The following is a 16,472-nucleotide window of genomic DNA, read 5'->3' as shown; positions in this document are numbered from 1 at the left end:
GAAAAAGGATGCCTCCCGACACTTCGGGATCATCAGGGCTAGGAAATTCGAAACAAAATAAAGTTTTCGTTTCGAAGACAAAGTTAAACTTATTAAACGCAAAGAAAACAAAAAAAGTAAAAACGAATTAAACTATTTTATATATTTTTGGTCTTAAACTAATTAGAAAAAAATCATTCGTAAGATGCCAAAAATAATCTATAGTTTTCTAATCCTATTCCTATGTATCAGCTGCAATTCTGAAACGTCAGAACCCACGCCAACTACTGTACCAACAGAAACAATTTATTTTCCACCAGTAACAGGTACTAGTTGGGAAACAAAATCCATAGCTAGTTTGGGATGGAAACAAGCTGCCGTTCAACCGCTTTTGGATTATTTAGAACTAAAACATTCAAAGGGTTTCATTATTCTGGTCAACGGAAGAATTGTATTGGAAAATTATTTCAGTGGCCATTCAGCATCTACCAATTGGTATTGGGCAAGTGCCGGAAAAACATTGACTTCAACAGTTACAGGAATTGCACAACAGGAAAATCTAATAAACATCAACAATAAAGTTTCTCAATATATTGGAACGGGTTGGACAAGTGAGACTTTAGCACAAGAAAACTTAATTACCTGCAAAAACTTACTCACCATGACTTCCGGCATTGAAGATATTGCCAATGGCGATGCTGTTTCTCCTGCAAGTCTTCAATACAAAGCCGATGCAGGAACGCGTTGGGCCTACCATAATGTATATGTAAAATTGCAAGACGTGATTGCTCAAGCTTCGGGACAAACTTGGACGAATTATTTCAATGCCAAATTAAGAGACAAAATAGGAATGGATGGCGCTTGGTTTCAATCTGGAAATAATTCGGTTTATGGAAGCACAACAAGAAGTATGGCTCGTTTTGGATTGTTAATGTACAATAAGGGAAAATGGGAAAACAACGTTATTCTAAATGAAACCTATTTTAACGAAGCAACAAATACCTCACAAACAATAAACCTTGGATACGGCTATTTATGGTGGCTAAACGGAAAAGGCACTTATCATTTACCGCAATCACAAGCAACGTTTCCCGGAAGTATTATTCAGAGTGCTCCTAACGATATGTTTATGGCTTTGGGTAAAAATGACCAAAAAATATATGTCGTTCCCAGCAAAAATATGGTAGTGATTAGAATGGGCGATGCGGCCGATAATGTAAATCTTGCTTTATCAGATTTTGATTCTGTTTTATGGCAAAAAATAAATGCTTTGTATCAATAATAAATTACCTGTTTTTTATTCTTTTTACCATTCCAACAACAAAGAATATCAAACCAAATACCAACAAAAAGTAATAGAGTTCGCGGTTTTTATCTCTAACAAGATTAGCCAAAACAAAAGAAATGATGCTCACTAAATAAAGGTACATCGTTGGTATATTTTTAAAAGAAGAAAAATTCATTGTATTATATTATTTAAAAAAACTATCTACAAATTCGTATTTATTAAAAACCTGCAAATCTTCAATTCCTTCGCCTACGCCAATGTATTTAACAGGAATTTGAAATTGATCCGAAATACCAATTACTACTCCACCTTTCGCAGTTCCATCTAGTTTAGTAACCGCAAGTGAAGTCACTTCGGTAGCGGCAGTAAATTGCTTAGCTTGCTCAAAAGCGTTTTGACCTGTAGAACCATCCAAAACTAATAAAACATCGTGTGGCGCATCACCAACAACTTTTTGCATTACTCGTTTCACTTTGGTTAATTCGTTCATCAAATTAACTTTATTATGCAAACGACCGGCAGTATCTATAATTACTATATCGGCATCTTGAGCAACCGCTGATTGCAAAGTATCAAAAGCGACTGATGCAGGATCACTTCCCATATTTTGTCTTACAATGGGAACACCTACTCTATCTGCCCAAATTTGTAATTGATCAATCGCTGCGGCACGAAAAGTATCTGCAGCACCTAAAACTACTTTGTAACCCGCTTTTTTAAATTGAAATGCTAACTTTCCAATAGTCGTTGTTTTACCAACTCCGTTTACACCAACTACCATTAAAACATAAGGTTTCGTTTGAATTGGAATCACAAATTCAGTTGCTTCACCAGAGTTGGTTTCAGATAATAAACTCGCAATTTCTTCTCTAAGGATTTGATTAAGTTCATCTATCCCTAGATATTTGTCTGCAGCTACACGACTTTCGATTCGAGTAATTATTTTTAATGTGGTGTTTACTCCAACATCCGAAGCCACAAGAATTTCTTCCAGATTATCTAAAACGTCATCATCAACTTTGGTCTTTCCAGCAACCGCTTTGGTCAATTTTGAAAAGAAAGTTGTTTTTGATTTTTCCAGACCTTTGTCTAATGATTCTTTTTTCTCTGGGGAAAATATTCTTTTAAAAAAACTCATTGTATAAATAGTATTAAAAATGAAGTATTTAGACTTAAATAGCCAATACGATTTTCTAACGGTAAATATAGAAAATAAAAAAGCTACTTCCGAATGAAAGTAGCTTTTCTATATACTGCTATTGTAAATTACTTCTTTTTCAAGAACTCATCTACTGCTTCCGGAGTCATAATAGATTCTACGAATGTATATGCTCCTGTTACTGGAGATTTCACCATTTTGATGGCTTTTGATAATCTCTTAGAAGATGTCTGTAACGTTGCTACTGTTTTCTTTGCCATGACTAATTATTTTTTTATTTGAAATTTCTAAAAGTAAAAATCTCTAATTAATGTATTATTTCAAATTTTTAAAAGTAAAAACTTCTAATTATTTAATTTCTTTGTGAACAGTTACACGTTTCAAGATTGGATTAAATTTCTTAATCTCTAATCTGTCTGGAGTATTTTTTTTGTTCTTTGTTGTGATGTATCTTGAAGTCCCTGCAACACCTGATGTCTTGTGTTCAGTACATTCTAAAATTACCTGGATTCTATTACCTTTCTTTGCCATCTTGCTATTTTTTTATTTTGGAAGGGATTATTTGATAAATCCTTCTGACTGAGCTTTTTTCAAAACCGCAGCAATTCCATTTTTATTAATTGTTTTTATCGTAGATGCAGCTACTCTTAGAGTAATCCATCTATCTTCTTCTGGAAGATAAAAACGCTTTTTAACTAAGTTTACAGAAAATTTTCTCTTAGTTTTGTTCATAGCGTGAGAAACGTTATTTCCTACCATCGCTCTTTTACCTGTAAGGTCACAAACTCTTGACATTATACTATCTTTTATCGTTATTCAAATCGAGGGTGCAAAGAAAAGAAAAATAAACCTATAATGCAAAATATTTAATGCACATTTTTCAAAATTTCTTTCTGTAATATTTCTAAACTCTTGATTACAGTTCTATCTATCACTTTTTCACGTGGTTGCCCAAAATTAAATTCTTCAACAATTATATCATTTGGCGTAGCCAATGCGATAAAAACGGTCCCAAGTTCCCTATTTGAGTCTCCTTTTGACGGTCCAGCGTTTCCTGTTGTCGCAATTGCATAATCTGTTTTCATCATTTTTTTTATACTGATTGCCATCGCCGAAACCACCTCTCGGCTCACCACAGAATGTTCTTTTATGAGACTTTCCGGTATACCTAGTACATTGATTTTAGTTTCTGTCGCATAGGAAACTACGCTCCCTTTAAAATACTGAGAGGACCCAGCAACAGAAGTTAAAACTTCAGCAATCTTTCCTCCGGTACAACTTTCGGCCGTTGAAATGGTTTTATTTTGTTTTGTCAGAATTCTACCTACGACAACTTCAATCGTTTCGTCTTCATCAAAACCCACGATAATATCGTGAATGATGGCATCCAAAGTTTTTACATTTTCATCAATAGCCGCTTCTAACTTTTCTTTGTCAGTACCACGTGCTGAAAGACGCAAACGAACCCTTCCCGGAGCAGGCAAATAAGCCAATTTTAAAAATTCAGGAAGGTTATTTTCCCAATCTTCAATTCGCTCTGCAACAAGGCTTTCACCTTGACCGTAGGTAAGAATTGTTTTATGGATAATATAAGGACGCTTGTACTCTCGAACTACTTTCGGGATGATTTCATTTTCTACTAAATACTTCATTTCATAAGGTACTCCTGGAAGTGAAATGAAAACGGTGTTTTCTTTTTTCATCCACATACCGGGCGCTGTGCCAACTTGATTATGAAGCACCGTGCATTTAGATGGCACAAGAGCTTGGTCTTTGTTAACTTGCGAAGCTTTTCTATTCATCACGCGCTCAATTAACTCAATCACGTGGCTTTCGACTTCTTTATTAACTATTAATTCATCTTCGAAATAATCGCAGAATGTTTTTTTGGTAATATCATCTTTTGTTGGCCCAAGACCGCCAGTAATAATCACCAAATCTACCGTATTTTGAAGTTTCGCAAAAGTATCAAGAATGTGTTGTTTATTATCACTTATCGAAATCATTTCGTGAATCTCCACTCCTATTCGATCTAATGATTTTGCAATAAAACCCGAATTAGTATCGACAATTTGTCCTATTAAAATTTCGTCACCTATAGTAATTATGGTTGCTTTCATTTTTTGAAGTTACTGGAGTTTTTTTTTGAGAGTTTAATTTTAAAAAGGAACATCTAAATTAGCACATTCCGTTTTTGCGTGAGGGATAAAAGTGAAAATCCTCTCTCGTCTCGTTCTTAAAACGAGACGAGAGAGATTGTAACGTATAGCCCGACCCGACCTTTTGGGAGGGTCACGCCCAAATTTTACAAATCGAAGTCTTTCTTGATTTCTTTGATAGCATCGTTAATCTGAGTCTTGACGCTTTTAAAAGTCTCTTTTATTTCTTTCTTTTTGCCTTCCGCTTTTGTCCAAGCTTCAATTTGCAGAATTTCTTCAAAAGCGACATTCAAACCTAGCAAATCGAGCGTAGGTTTGATTTTGTGAGCATAAGCATAAGCATGTTTATGATCTTTCTTTTTTATTCCTTCTTTGATTTGCATTAAATCTTCTGGAACTTCGGTTACAAACAAAGTCAGAATTTCATTTACAAATTCTGGATCGTTATCTGAAAGTGCGTACACTTTGGAAAGGTTATATTTTAAAGCCATTATTTTACTTGTATTCTAAAGAGTTGTTGTCCTTCTAAAAATCCTTCTAAAACATCGTCCGGTTTTACCGCAGCAACTCCTTCTGGAGTTCCTGTGAAAATAATATCGCCAATTTTCAGTGTAAAAAACTGAGAAACATAAGAAATCAGTTCGTCAATTTTCCATAACATAAAGCTGGAATTACTTTTTTGTACCGTTTCATTATTGTTCGTTAATTCAAATGTAAGATTTTCTAACGAATTAAATTTATTTTTCGGTAAAAATTCTCCTATAACTGCCGAACCGTCAAATGCCTTAGCTTTTTCCCATGGCAACCCTTTTGCTTTTAATTTATCTTGCAAATCGCGAGCGGTAAAATCGATTCCAACACTAATCTCGTCATAATATTTATGAGCAAATTTAGGTTCTATATATTTTCCAACTTTACTGATTTTTACAATAATTTCGATTTCGTGATGAACATCTTCCGAAAATTCAGGGATTACAAACGGATGCTGCTTCAATAAAACAGCCGAATCCGGTTTCATAAAAACCACAGGTTCTGTTGGTCTTTCGTTCTGTAATTCTTCTATATGGTTGGTATAATTTCTACCGATGCAGATTATTTTCATAAATTTAGTTTTCAGTTTTCAGTCGCAGTTTTCAGTCGCAGCTTAAAAATTGAAAACTGAGACTGCGACTAAAAACTTATTTCGTATTCAATTTTCTAAGCTTAATTGCCGTTAAAACTTTCTTGGTATACAAAGGAAAATCGGCATTTTGAATCCAACTAAAATAACCTGGCTCTGTTTCTAAGACCTTATCAACTTTCACTCCTTTGTGTTTTCCAAATGCGAAAATCTCTTCGTTATCTTTATCAAAAGCGATCATTCCCGCAAAATCAGCAATCTTTTTTCTGGTTGAAAATTCTGAAAGCAATTTCATGTCATTTTCCAATTCTGGATAACGATCTAATTGTGCTTTTAGGATTTCATAAGTTGCCATAGTATCTGCTTCTGCCGAATGTGCATTTTCCAATCCTTTATCACAATAGAATTTTAAAGCTGCTGACAAGGTGCGTTCTTCCATTTTGTGAAAAATAGTTTGAACATCTACCGAAACTTTTCCTTTCATGTCAAAATCTACTCCAGCACGCAATAATTCTTCCGCCAACAACGGAATATCAAAACGATCCGAGTTAAATCCCGCCAAATCACTGTCTTTAATCATGGCATGAACCTGCGAAGCTAATTCAATAAATGTTGGCTCATTGGCTACTTTTTCATCTGTAATTCCATGAACCGCGGTTGTTTGTGCAGGAATAGGAATGGTAGGATTCACTAACCATGTTTTGCTTTCTTTGTTTCCGTTAGGGAAAACTTTGAATATTGAAATTTCCACAATTCTATCTTTTCCGATATCAATTCCTGTAGTTTCCAGGTCGAAAAAACAAATTGGTTTACTAAGTTTGAGTTCCATTTTATATTTTTATAATAGTACAAATGTAAATTTTAAACACGAAATTCACGAATTATGACAAATTAATTTCACTCAAAAAAATAAGGTTTTTTGAGTGATAAAAAAGTTTTAAAAAACAAAACCCGACAGATTTTTTTTCAAAATTTGTCGGGTTTTTACGTGATTATTTATTTTTATAAATCTCTGTTTACATCAAATGCTTCTAGGTATTCCGCTACTCGTTTCACAAAACTTCCTCCCAGCGCACCATCTACAACTCTATGGTCATAACTGTGCGATAGGAACATTTTTTGACGAATTCCTATGAAATCACCTTCCGGAGTTTCAATAACCGCTGGCATTTTACGAATCGCTCCAAGAGCTAAAATCCCAACTTGCGGCTGATTCAAAATTGGCGTACCAAACACACTTCCAAAAGTCCCCACATTAGTAACGGTATAAGTTCCACCTTGCGTATCGTCCGGTTTTAACTTTCCTGCTTTTGCACGACCACCTAAATCGTTTACCGCTTTTGCCATACCAACTAAATTTAATTGATCTGCATTTTTTATTACTGGAACAATTAGATTCCCGTTTGGTAAAGAAGCTGCCATTCCTAGGTTAATATTTTTCTTTTTGATGATAAAATCACCATCAACAGAAATATTCATTCCCGGATAATCTTTGATGGCTTTTGCAACTGCTTCCATGAAAATAGGAGTGTAAGTTAATTTCTCCCCTTCTCTTTTTTCGAAAGCGACTTTATTTTTTTCTCTCCATTTTACAATATTCGTAACATCGACTTCAATAAACGATTGTACATGCGCCGAAGTTTGTACGGAAGCGACCATATAACCCGCGATTAGCTTGCGCATTCTGTCCATTTCAATTACCTCATCACCACCGCTTACGGAAACCGGAGCTGCTTTTTGAGCAACTGGAGCTTGAACAGGTTTTGGAGTTTCAACTGTTTTTACAGGAACAACAACAGGTTGATTACTTCTATTTTTTACGTGTTCTAAAATGTCATTTTTAGTAACTCTTCCTTCTTTTCCAGTTCCAGAAATAGCTTCTAATTCTGCAACAGAAACGCCTTCTTCTTTAGCTATATTTTTCACCAAAGGAGACAAGAACTTTTCAGAATCTGAAAAATTAACTGGTCCCGAAGTTTCGGGAGCAACGCTTTCTTTAGCTGCATCAACCGTTTTTGCTACTTCAGCAACCGGCTCTTGAGCAGCAGCTTGTTTTACAACTGGAACCAACTCACCACCTTCGGTTTCAATGATTGCAATAGTTTGACCAACCTGAACTAAATCATCTTTTCCAAATAATTGCTCAACCAAAATACCGGAAACTTCACTTGGCACTTCACTGTCAACTTTATCAGTTGCTATTTCAAGTACCGCTTCATCAGCTTCAATTTTGTCTCCAACTTCTTTTAACCAGTTTGTAATGGTTGCTTCTGCGACGCTTTCTCCCATTTTAGGAAGTTTTAATTCAAATCTTGCCATATTGTTAACCTAAAAGGTGATTTTTGTTTTCAGTTTGCGAAATTACTAAATATTTTAAATATAAATTACATTTAATGTAATTTTTCACTCTATTTTTACAACCGTTCCTCTTTCTCTGGAATTATCACTTCCTATTAAAAAATTAGCACCTTTAGGAAGAATCTTAAAGGTTAATCCTTTGTTTTTTAATGATTCCATAAAATGGATACTCTCTTTGAAGGAAACAAAATCGTTGTCCAATAGAATTTCAGTTCCTGTGTTACCTAAATTCCATGACGAAATTACCATTTTTTCTGTTTTCAAATCATGAAAAGAAACTTTTTTTTGAAAAATTAAAGCCAGTTTAGTTGCTAATTCGGTATTAGAAGAATAAAAAACAAAAGATTTTGGTCTTGTTCTTATTTTGGCTCGACCTTGAAACATTTTAACAAAAGAAAAAAATACAATTCCTGTTTTCATAAATAAAGAAAAGACAAAGGATCCCGTCCCGAGACTTCGGGATCGAGTACTAAAATGCTTTTTATAAAAAAACTGCATGGCTTCCTGAAACCGTTTTATATAAATCCCGTCCTTAATTGTGCTTTCCCCTTTATAATGTATTACTGAAGTTTCATGGAAATAATAATTCGATTTTCCTTCTTTCAAAACTCGATACGACAAATCAATATCGTCTGAATACATGAAACAATCCTCATCAAATCCACCTATTTCTTGATAAAGATTCCGCTTCATAAACATAAAAGCTCCCACCAAAATATCGACTTTTCCAGTTTCATTTTCCGATAAATGCTGTGCATAGTACTTACCAAACCATTCAAATTTGGGACTTATTTTATACAAACCCAGAACTTTGGTAAATGCTACAAATGGCGTTGGGACACCTCTTTTGCTTTCGGGCAGAAAATTCCCGGTTCCGTCGATGAGTTTCACACCTACAATTCCTAAATCTTTTTGCCGTTGGGCGAAAGCCAAAACTTTAGTAAATGTATCTTCAGCAACAACAGTATCCGGATTTAGAATGCAAATATATTCTCCTTTGGCAACAGCAACGCCAATATTATTGCCTTTTGGGAACCCTAAATTGGACTCGTTTTCAATAAGTTTTATATTGGGAAAACGCATTTTCATCATTTCGCAACTGCCGTCCTGAGAATTATTATCGACGACAATAATTTCACTGTCAATGTCTGAAAGCGCACTTTGCACACTTACAAGACAGAGTTCCAAAAAATAGCGAACGTTGTAGTTGAGAATAATGACGGATAATTGCAAATTCTATTTTTTGAGTTATACTTTATATCGAAAAAGCTTAAATAACAATCAACTATTTTTCGATAAATATTTTAAACTCCAAATCTAACATTATGATTTTTAATAATTCGTTTGATTCAAAATTTTAATTTTAAATCAAACCAATTTACAAAATGGGATGTGTTTATGAAGATTAATTCCCATTCCAACATTTATCTCATTCCAGTTTTTTACTGTTCACTTCAAATGTTGAGTACGTTCCTATATTCCCTTCTCTAAATAAGCGCAATGGTTCTTGATTTTCAATACTGTTTTCATTTTCAAAAATAGGATTCCCCACCAAATCATATCCCACGACATTATTATCGTCTAAAAAGGTTTTAATGCTTTTTAAAATTTTAATATCGTCAATGCTTATAATTCGTTCGATAAGATTCATTTTTAATTTTTCTGGAATCATGACTGTTTAATTTTATTCTCGAATTTACAAATTATTTAAAAAAAGAGAACCAAATATTTTCATAAAAAAATAATAAAAAATTAATTTGCAACTCAAATTAATTCGGTTCCTTTTAAAAGCTTTTTTATTGCGAAACTAAAAATCTGAAACAAAATGAATAAATAAATGACTACAAATATTTATAAATGAACCATTTCCATCAATACTTTTTACACTCACGGTCACAGGATTGCAACAACTTCATTTAAATAGCTTACTTTTGCAAAAAATTACACTTGTGAATTACTTATCTGTTGAAAATATCTCGAAATCTTTTGGGGAAAGAACGCTTTTTGAAAATATTTCTTTTGGGATTAACAAAGACCAAAAAATCGCCTTTATAGCCAAGAATGGCTCGGGAAAAACCACTATTATGAGTATCATCAACGGTTTAGATGAATCTGATACCGGACAAGTCGTTTTGAGAAAAGGAATTAAAATGGCTTTTTTGTCGCAAAACAATAATTTGCAGGAAGAACTGACTATTGAAGAGAGCATTTTCGCATCAGATAATGAGATATTGAAAGTCATTGAAGCCTACGAAAAAGCATTGGAAAATCCCGAAGATGAAGAAGCCTACCAAAAAGCTTTTGATGGAATGGACCAACATAATGCATGGGATTTTGAGACGCAATACAAGCAAATTTTGTTCAAATTGAAGTTGGAAGACTTCAAACTGAAAGTGAAGAATCTTTCGGGTGGACAGAAAAAACGTTTGTCGCTGGCTATCATTTTAATCAATCGCCCTGATTTATTAATCTTGGACGAACCTACGAATCACTTGGATTTGGAGATGATCGAATGGCTGGAAACTTATTTTGCCAAAGAAAATATTACGCTGTTTATGGTGACGCATGACCGTTTCTTCTTGGAGCGTGTTTGCAATGAAATCATTGAACTGGACAACGGAAAACTATATTCCTATAAAGGAAACTATTCGTATTATTTAGAGAAAAAAGAGGAACGCATCGCTTCCGAAAACTCTAGTGTGGATAAAGCGCAGAATCTTTTCGTAAAAGAATTGGAATGGATGCGTCGCCAGCCGAAAGCGAGAACGACCAAATCGAAATCGCGTCAGGACGATTTTTATGACATTAAGGAAAAAGCACAAAGTCGCCGTCGCGAAAACAAGGTGGAGCTTGAAATAAATATGGAGCGCATGGGAAGCAAGATAATCGAGCTTCACAAAATTTCCAAAAAATTCGGGGATCATGTGATTTTGGATAATTTCAGTTTCGACTTTCAGCCGGGAGAACGCATTGGAATCATTGGGAAAAACGGAACCGGAAAATCGACTTTCTTGAATTTATTGACTGGAACGCTTCCGCTTGATGGTGGAAAAGTAGTGATAGGTGAAACGATAAAATTAGGATATTATACCCAAAGCGGGATCAACCCAAAACCGGGACAACGCGTAATTGATGTCATTAAGGAATACGGAGAATTTATTCCATTGATGAAAGGGAGAATGATTTCGGCTTCACAATTGTTGGAACGTTTTCTTTTTGACGCCAAAAAACAATATGATTTTGTCGATAGATTAAGCGGTGGAGAATTAAAGCGTTTGTACTTATGTACGGTTTTGATTCAGAATCCAAACTTTTTGATTCTTGATGAGCCTACAAATGATTTGGATATTGTGACGTTGAACGTTTTGGAAAGCTTCCTTCTGGATTATCCTGGATGTTTGTTAGTGGTGTCGCATGACCGATACTTTATGGATAAAATTGTGGATTACTTATTCATTTTTAGAGGAAATGGTGTGGTTGAAAATTTTCCTGGAAACTATTCTGATTTCAGAGCCTACGAAGACAGTACGGATGTAGCGCAAAAAGAGGAAAACAAAGCCGAAAAGAAAGATTGGAAACAAAATAATCCAACAGGAAACCTAACTTTCAACGAGCAAAAAGAATTTCAGAAAACAGAAAAAGAAATTAAGGATTTGGAATTTCAAAAAATTGCGATAGAGCAATTATTTTCGGACGGAAAAGTACCTGACAATGAAATTGAGAAAAAAGCAAAAGAACTCGAAAACATCATTAACAAAATAGAAGATAAAGAAGAACGCTGGTTTGAATTGAGCGCGAAAATTGAGGCATAGAATTAGTATTCAGTGTTCAGTCACAGTTAGCAGTGACGTATATTAATGCTGTTTAGTTTATAGACCCACAACAGAATTTCGATTTTGTTGTGGGTTTTGTATCTTTGTATATATTTGTAATTACAAAAAAAGAAATCATGACTTTGATATTAGATAGTACTTCTGCCAAAAAAATTTCTTTGCTTAAAGAACTGGCCCTACAATTGGGTGTAAAAGTTACCGAAGCGCCTAATACTAAAATTGTTAAAGCAAAAGCTTCAAAAACAGAATCCGTACTCAGTGCCGAACAAAAAAGAAGTATTGATGCAGGACTTGACGACATCAAATACGGGAGAGTACACACCCACGAGGAAGTGCAAGAATTGACCAAAAATCGTTTTCCGCATTTATTCAACAAGTAAAGCATGCGCACAGTTATTTGGACAGAACAGGCAAAACTTGATTATTGGGAGAATATCGACTATTTACAATACCGCTGGGGACTGAATGTAACGCTTAATTTTATGAATAAAGTAGATGAGGTGATAGCCATTTTAGAAATAGGAAATACTGCTTTTAGACCAACTGTATACAAAGATACTCACGAAGTTCCAATCGTAAAACAAATCAGTCTCATTTACAAAACGGATAATAAAAACCTTAATTTATTACGCTTTTGGAATAATTATCAAGACCCTAAAAAATTAAAATTATAAAAAAAATGTGTATCGTTACTTCAGGACGGGACAGAACTTAAAATATATTCTTGATGGAAAAGCTAATTATTAAACGAAAATTTAATGCTCCAATTGAAAAAATTTGGAACGAGTTTACAACAGCCGAACTGTTGAAAAAATGGTGGTCACCAGATACAATGACTTGTTCCTATATGTCTGTTGAGTTGAGAGTAGGCGGTTTATTCCGATTTTGTTTTAAAGATTCCAATGATAAAGAATTTTGGGGACGAGGAACGTACCAAAAAATTAACGAACCCACATATCTTTCTTACTTAGATACATTTTCTGACGCTGACGGCAATGCTGTACCTCCATCCTACTTTGGAATGGAAGGAGATAAAATAATTGAGTCTCTCGTAGAATTTGAATTTTCAAATGAAGGAGCAACGACTGCTATGAAAGTCACAATGGACAATTATTATGATAGCGCTATGACTGGGGATATGATTAAAGGCTGGAACAGCATGTTTGATAAACTTGCAAATAACCTATAATTTTTTAAAACCTCGCTAAACGACTGTAATAACTTGACAATCGCAATGAGAAGCAAAAAACACAACAAAATCTAATTTTGCTGTTGTTTTTGTATCTTTGTAATTATAAAAAAAGAAATCATGACTTTGATATTAGACAGCACCTCTGCCAAAAAAATTTCTTTGCTAAAAGAACTGGCTCTGCAACTTGGCGTAAAAGTTACAGAAATGCCAAAAAAGAATGTTGGGAAATCAAAAATACCAAATGAAGTGTCTTTAAAATCTATGGCAAAAACGGATAAAGGTATTGGACTGACAAAAGCCAAAAGCCCTAAAGACATGATGCAACAGATTTTTTCTAAATGAGCTACTGTTTAGAATATTCTGGACAATTTAAAAAAGATGCAAAACTTTGTAAAAAAAGAAACTGGAATCTTAACTTACTAGAAAATGTAGTTGAAATTTTGTTGATAAATGGAGAACTCCCTCCTAAAAATAAGCCACATACTTTAAGTGGTAACTATTCGGGATTTTGGGAATGTCATATTAAACCAGATTGGCTATTAATCTGGAAACAAGACGATCAAAATAAAACAATTTACTTAGATAGAACGGGGTCTCACTCGGATTTATTTTAATATATTAAAGATTCATTTCTAAAACTATTTTGAGTTTTTAATTCAACAAGAATAGCAACTTGTTTTTTCGACATATAATATCAGAGTCAAATTCTGTTGTGGTTTTTTGATTTAAAATCCCACATTTGTTAAATGGGTTTGTATCTTCGTGCTTCCGTTTTGAAACTCCGTGTAATCCAAACTATGCTATTCCAAATAAAATCCTACCTACAATTCCGTTGGCATTCTAAGAATGAACACGCCGTACATTCTCCTTTTATATTCACTTTGATAACCAAATGCTTTTACGACAAAAAACCAAAACCGGAATATGCTATTTTAAAAGAATATCGAAATTCACTTTTAGAAAATAAAAACAGTATTGAAGTAACTGATTTTGGTGCGGGATCGAAAGTTTTCAAATCCAATAAAAGAGAAATCTCCAAGATTGCAAAAACTGCAGGAATTACTGGAAAACGCGCTGAATTATTGTTTAGAATAGTCAATTATTTCGAGCTTGACTCGATTTTAGAAATAGGGACTTCGTTAGGATTGGCTACTGCTGCCCTATCTTTAGGTAATACGAACGCAAAAATAACCACACTTGAAGGCTGTCCGGAAACGGCGAAAGTTGCTCAAGAACAATTTAAAAAATTCAATTTCAAGAATATAAATAGTGTAGTTTCTGAATTCACCAGTTATTTAGAAAAGTGGAAGTTACCCTTAAACACTAAAACTGAACACTACAATCTGAACACTGAACACTTTTCCTTAATCTACTTCGACGGCAACCACCAAAAACAAGCAACATTAGATTATTTTGAATTATTACTTCCAACTATTACGAACGAAACGGTTTGGATTTTCGATGACATTCATTGGTCAAAAGAAATGGAAGAAGCTTGGGAAATTATTAAAAATCATCAAAAAGTAACGGTAACCATTGATACGTTTCAATGGGGATTGGTTTTCTTTAGACGAGAGCAGCCTAAAGAACATTTTATTATTCGAGTGTAATACAAAAAAAAATGACAGCCATCCCTGACTGTCATTTTTCACTCTAATTAACAATTATTTATTGTTTTGCATCTCTCATTTCTTCAGATTTGGCTCCCATTCTATTTACTTTCAACATTGGAGCAAATTTAAATTTCAAACCAGCAATTTTTCTGTTGTCACTAGAAGAAAGACCTTCTTTTTCAACTGTATTTTTTCTGCTGTCTAATGCTTCATACATTACTTTAATCTCATCCCAATCCTCACGAGAATAGCTGTCCTTATTATCTTCGGCGGTATGAATAAATTGTTGATAAACACTATGGATATTATCCTTATTTACCCAACTAAAATTCATATCATCTCCAATTTTTCCTTGACCAAACAAAGCATTTCTCAATTTTTGTTTTGAATTAACTGGAGCAGGTGTTGCAGCTTCTGTTACAGCATTCATATCGGCTTGCATTTTAGCTTTTAATGCTTCATACTTCGCTTTACTTGCATCTATTCTTTCTTGTGCTTTTTCTTTATCTTTTAAATTTTCCAAAGCAGCTTCTGCATCACTAATTCTCATTTGGTATGAAGCATCAATTGCTTCCCAATTTGTTTTAGCGTCAGCTTCCGCAACATTTCCTAATGAATCAACATATACAACATATGTATCTACTTTTTTCTCTGCTTGTTCCGCTTTTTCATCCTTACATGATGTAAATCCTAATGCGATTACCATTGCTCCTAATAATAAATTTTTACCTTTCATATTTTCTTGATTTGATTTAATAATTAACATTTCTTACACAAATATAAATAAAATTAAACAATACTCAACAAATAACCAAAAATTATGTAAATATCAAAATAAATTGTGAAATAAAAACAGATTAAGTGTAAATTATATAACTTTTAACTAAAATTTTATAAAGCTTTTAGCCGGCATTCTATATATTGAAAAACCGCAATTTTTTATTTATTTACTGTTAAGCTATTTTAATTCTTCTTATTTGAAATCAAAATGTAACAAATTGTAAAAAACAACTACTTATTTGTAATCCAAAAGTCTTTTGTACTTTTAAAATCTAAATTGCATCTCTAAAATCTAAATTCTCAATGGCCAACCCATTAATTAAAATATCCAATATAAAGCGGGATTTTGTTCTCGGAAACGAAATCGTATATGTCCTTAAAGGCATTGATTTAGAAATAAACAAAGGTGAATATGTAGCATTGATGGGGCCTTCCGGCTCGGGAAAATCAACTTTAATGAATCTTTTGGGTTGTTTAGACACGCCAACTTCCGGAACTTATATCCTAAACGGAAAAGATGTAAGTAAGATGAAAGATGATGAATTGGCTGAAATTAGAAACAAAGAAATAGGTTTCGTGTTCCAAACTTTCAATCTTTTGCCCAGAACAACGGCGCTGGACAATGTAGCTCTACCTATGATTTACGCAGGATTTTCTAAATCCGAAAGAAATAAACGCGCTACCGAAGTGCTGGAGCAAGTAAACCTCGCCGACAGAATGGATCACCAACCCAACCAACTTTCGGGCGGACAACGCCAGCGTGTCGCAATTGCCAGAGCTTTGGTGAATAAACCTTCCATCATCCTTGCCGATGAGCCTACAGGGAATCTGGACAGTAAAACATCGCTAGAAATCATGAAACTTTTTGGAGATATTCATGCGAATGGGAATACCGTAATTCTGGTAACGCACGAGGAAGAAATTGCTGCTTATGCGCACCGAATCATTCGTTTACGAGATGGAATTATAGAAAGCGATACTACTAAATAGA

Annotated in this window: 21 protein-coding genes; 9 read left to right on the top strand and 12 right to left on the bottom strand. The window is 34.1% G+C overall.

Translation table 11 applies throughout. The annotated features are described in order from the left end of the window. Nucleotides 1–184: 184 nt before the first annotated feature. Nucleotides 185–1,261: a serine hydrolase domain-containing protein gene (locus IWX84_RS11655; protein ID WP_196850924.1), complete on the top strand. Its 1,077-nt coding sequence runs from the start codon at nt 185–187 to the stop codon at nt 1,259–1,261. Between the two features lie 190 nt (nt 1,262–1,451). Here IWX84_RS11655 and ftsY read toward each other — a convergent pair whose 3' ends face one another. The 11 genes from ftsY to IWX84_RS11600 form a co-directional block, all read right to left on the bottom strand. Continuing rightward, on the bottom strand, nt 1,452–2,405 hold the full coding sequence (gene ftsY / locus IWX84_RS11650; RefSeq protein WP_196850923.1) for a signal recognition particle-docking protein FtsY: 954 nt from the start codon (nt 2,403–2,405) through the stop codon (nt 1,452–1,454). A 128-nt stretch (nt 2,406–2,533) separates the two neighbouring features. Further along, nucleotides 2,534–2,686, bottom strand: coding sequence for a DUF4295 domain-containing protein (locus tag IWX84_RS11645; protein WP_196850922.1), 153 nt, complete (start codon nt 2,684–2,686; stop codon nt 2,534–2,536). 88 nt (nt 2,687–2,774) lie between these two features. Then, nucleotides 2,775–2,957, bottom strand: a complete 183-nt coding sequence (rpmG, locus tag IWX84_RS11640) for a 50S ribosomal protein L33 (protein WP_017495179.1) — start codon at nt 2,955–2,957, stop codon at nt 2,775–2,777. Nucleotides 2,958–2,984: 27 nt separating this feature from the next. Next, nucleotides 2,985–3,221, bottom strand: a complete 237-nt coding sequence (gene rpmB, locus IWX84_RS11635; RefSeq protein ID WP_024980263.1) for a 50S ribosomal protein L28 — start codon at nt 3,219–3,221, stop codon at nt 2,985–2,987. Between the two features lie 71 nt (nt 3,222–3,292). Beyond that, entirely contained in the window at nt 3,293–4,546 is a 1,254-nt protein-coding gene (locus tag IWX84_RS11630; RefSeq protein WP_196850921.1) for a competence/damage-inducible protein A, read from the bottom strand. A gap of 185 nt (nt 4,547–4,731) precedes the next feature. Then, a complete protein-coding gene (locus IWX84_RS11625; RefSeq protein WP_196850920.1) occupies nt 4,732–5,076 on the bottom strand; it encodes an Hpt domain-containing protein in 345 nt (114 codons plus the stop codon). Next, nucleotides 5,076–5,687 carry a fumarylacetoacetate hydrolase family protein gene (locus IWX84_RS11620; protein WP_196850919.1) on the bottom strand — a complete coding sequence of 204 codons (612 nt, stop codon included), beginning with the start codon at nt 5,685–5,687 and terminating at the stop codon, nt 5,076–5,078. Before IWX84_RS11620 ends, IWX84_RS11625 begins: the two co-directional genes overlap by 1 nt. A 76-nt stretch (nt 5,688–5,763) precedes the next feature. Continuing rightward, entirely contained in the window at nt 5,764–6,534 is a 771-nt protein-coding gene (locus tag IWX84_RS11615; protein WP_196850918.1) for a 3'-5' exonuclease, read from the bottom strand. Between the two features lie 173 nt (nt 6,535–6,707). Then, complete coding sequence (locus IWX84_RS11610) at nt 6,708–8,024, bottom strand: dihydrolipoamide acetyltransferase family protein (protein ID WP_196850917.1); 1,317 nt, start codon at nt 8,022–8,024, stop codon at nt 6,708–6,710. Nucleotides 8,025–8,108: 84 nt separating this feature from the next. Next, nucleotides 8,109–9,296 (bottom strand): glycosyltransferase family 2 protein, encoded by a 1,188-nt coding sequence (locus IWX84_RS11605; protein WP_196850916.1) that lies wholly within the window; start codon nt 9,294–9,296, stop codon nt 8,109–8,111. A gap of 196 nt (nt 9,297–9,492) precedes the next feature. Next, entirely contained in the window at nt 9,493–9,735 is a 243-nt protein-coding gene (locus IWX84_RS11600; RefSeq protein ID WP_196850915.1) for a hypothetical protein, read from the bottom strand. Between the two features lie 277 nt (nt 9,736–10,012). On the opposite strand from IWX84_RS11600, the gene IWX84_RS11595 reads away from it, so the two are divergent. The 7 genes from IWX84_RS11595 (at nt 10,013) to IWX84_RS11565 (ending at nt 14,698) form a co-directional block, all read left to right on the top strand. Continuing rightward, nucleotides 10,013–11,875: an ABC-F family ATP-binding cassette domain-containing protein gene (locus IWX84_RS11595; RefSeq protein ID WP_196850947.1), complete on the top strand. Its 1,863-nt coding sequence runs from the start codon at nt 10,013–10,015 to the stop codon at nt 11,873–11,875. 137 nt (nt 11,876–12,012) lie between these two features. After that, a complete protein-coding gene (locus IWX84_RS11590; protein WP_196850914.1) occupies nt 12,013–12,276 on the top strand; it encodes a hypothetical protein in 264 nt (87 codons plus the stop codon). Between the two features lie 3 nt (nt 12,277–12,279). Next, entirely contained in the window at nt 12,280–12,570 is a 291-nt protein-coding gene (locus IWX84_RS11585) for a type II toxin-antitoxin system RelE/ParE family toxin (protein WP_196850913.1), read from the top strand. Between the two features lie 53 nt (nt 12,571–12,623). Next, complete coding sequence (locus IWX84_RS11580) at nt 12,624–13,085, top strand: SRPBCC domain-containing protein (protein ID WP_196850912.1); 462 nt, start codon at nt 12,624–12,626, stop codon at nt 13,083–13,085. Between the two features lie 120 nt (nt 13,086–13,205). Next, complete coding sequence (locus IWX84_RS11575) at nt 13,206–13,430, top strand: hypothetical protein (RefSeq protein ID WP_196850911.1); 225 nt, start codon at nt 13,206–13,208, stop codon at nt 13,428–13,430. Further along, complete coding sequence (locus IWX84_RS11570; protein WP_196850910.1) at nt 13,427–13,702, top strand: type II toxin-antitoxin system YafQ family toxin; 276 nt, start codon at nt 13,427–13,429, stop codon at nt 13,700–13,702. Before IWX84_RS11575 ends, IWX84_RS11570 begins: the two co-directional genes overlap by 4 nt. 183 nt (nt 13,703–13,885) lie before the next feature. Further along, entirely contained in the window at nt 13,886–14,698 is an 813-nt protein-coding gene (locus tag IWX84_RS11565; protein ID WP_196850946.1) for an O-methyltransferase, read from the top strand. A 58-nt stretch (nt 14,699–14,756) separates the two neighbouring features. On the opposite strand, the gene IWX84_RS11560 is transcribed toward IWX84_RS11565, so the two are convergent. Then, complete coding sequence (locus tag IWX84_RS11560; RefSeq protein ID WP_196850909.1) at nt 14,757–15,437, bottom strand: hypothetical protein; 681 nt, start codon at nt 15,435–15,437, stop codon at nt 14,757–14,759. Between the two features lie 347 nt (nt 15,438–15,784). On the opposite strand from IWX84_RS11560, the gene IWX84_RS11555 reads away from it, so the two are divergent. Next, nucleotides 15,785–16,471: an ABC transporter ATP-binding protein gene (locus IWX84_RS11555; protein ID WP_196850908.1), complete on the top strand. Its 687-nt coding sequence runs from the start codon at nt 15,785–15,787 to the stop codon at nt 16,469–16,471. The last annotated feature ends 1 nt before the right edge of the window (nt 16,472 follow it).

The sequence above is a fragment of the Flavobacterium sp. CG_9.10 genome (assembly GCF_015752245.1).
Lineage (GTDB): Bacteria > Bacteroidota > Bacteroidia > Flavobacteriales > Flavobacteriaceae > Flavobacterium.
The sequence above is the reverse complement of the archived record's forward strand: the minus strand, read 5'-3'. Positions and strand labels throughout refer to the sequence as shown.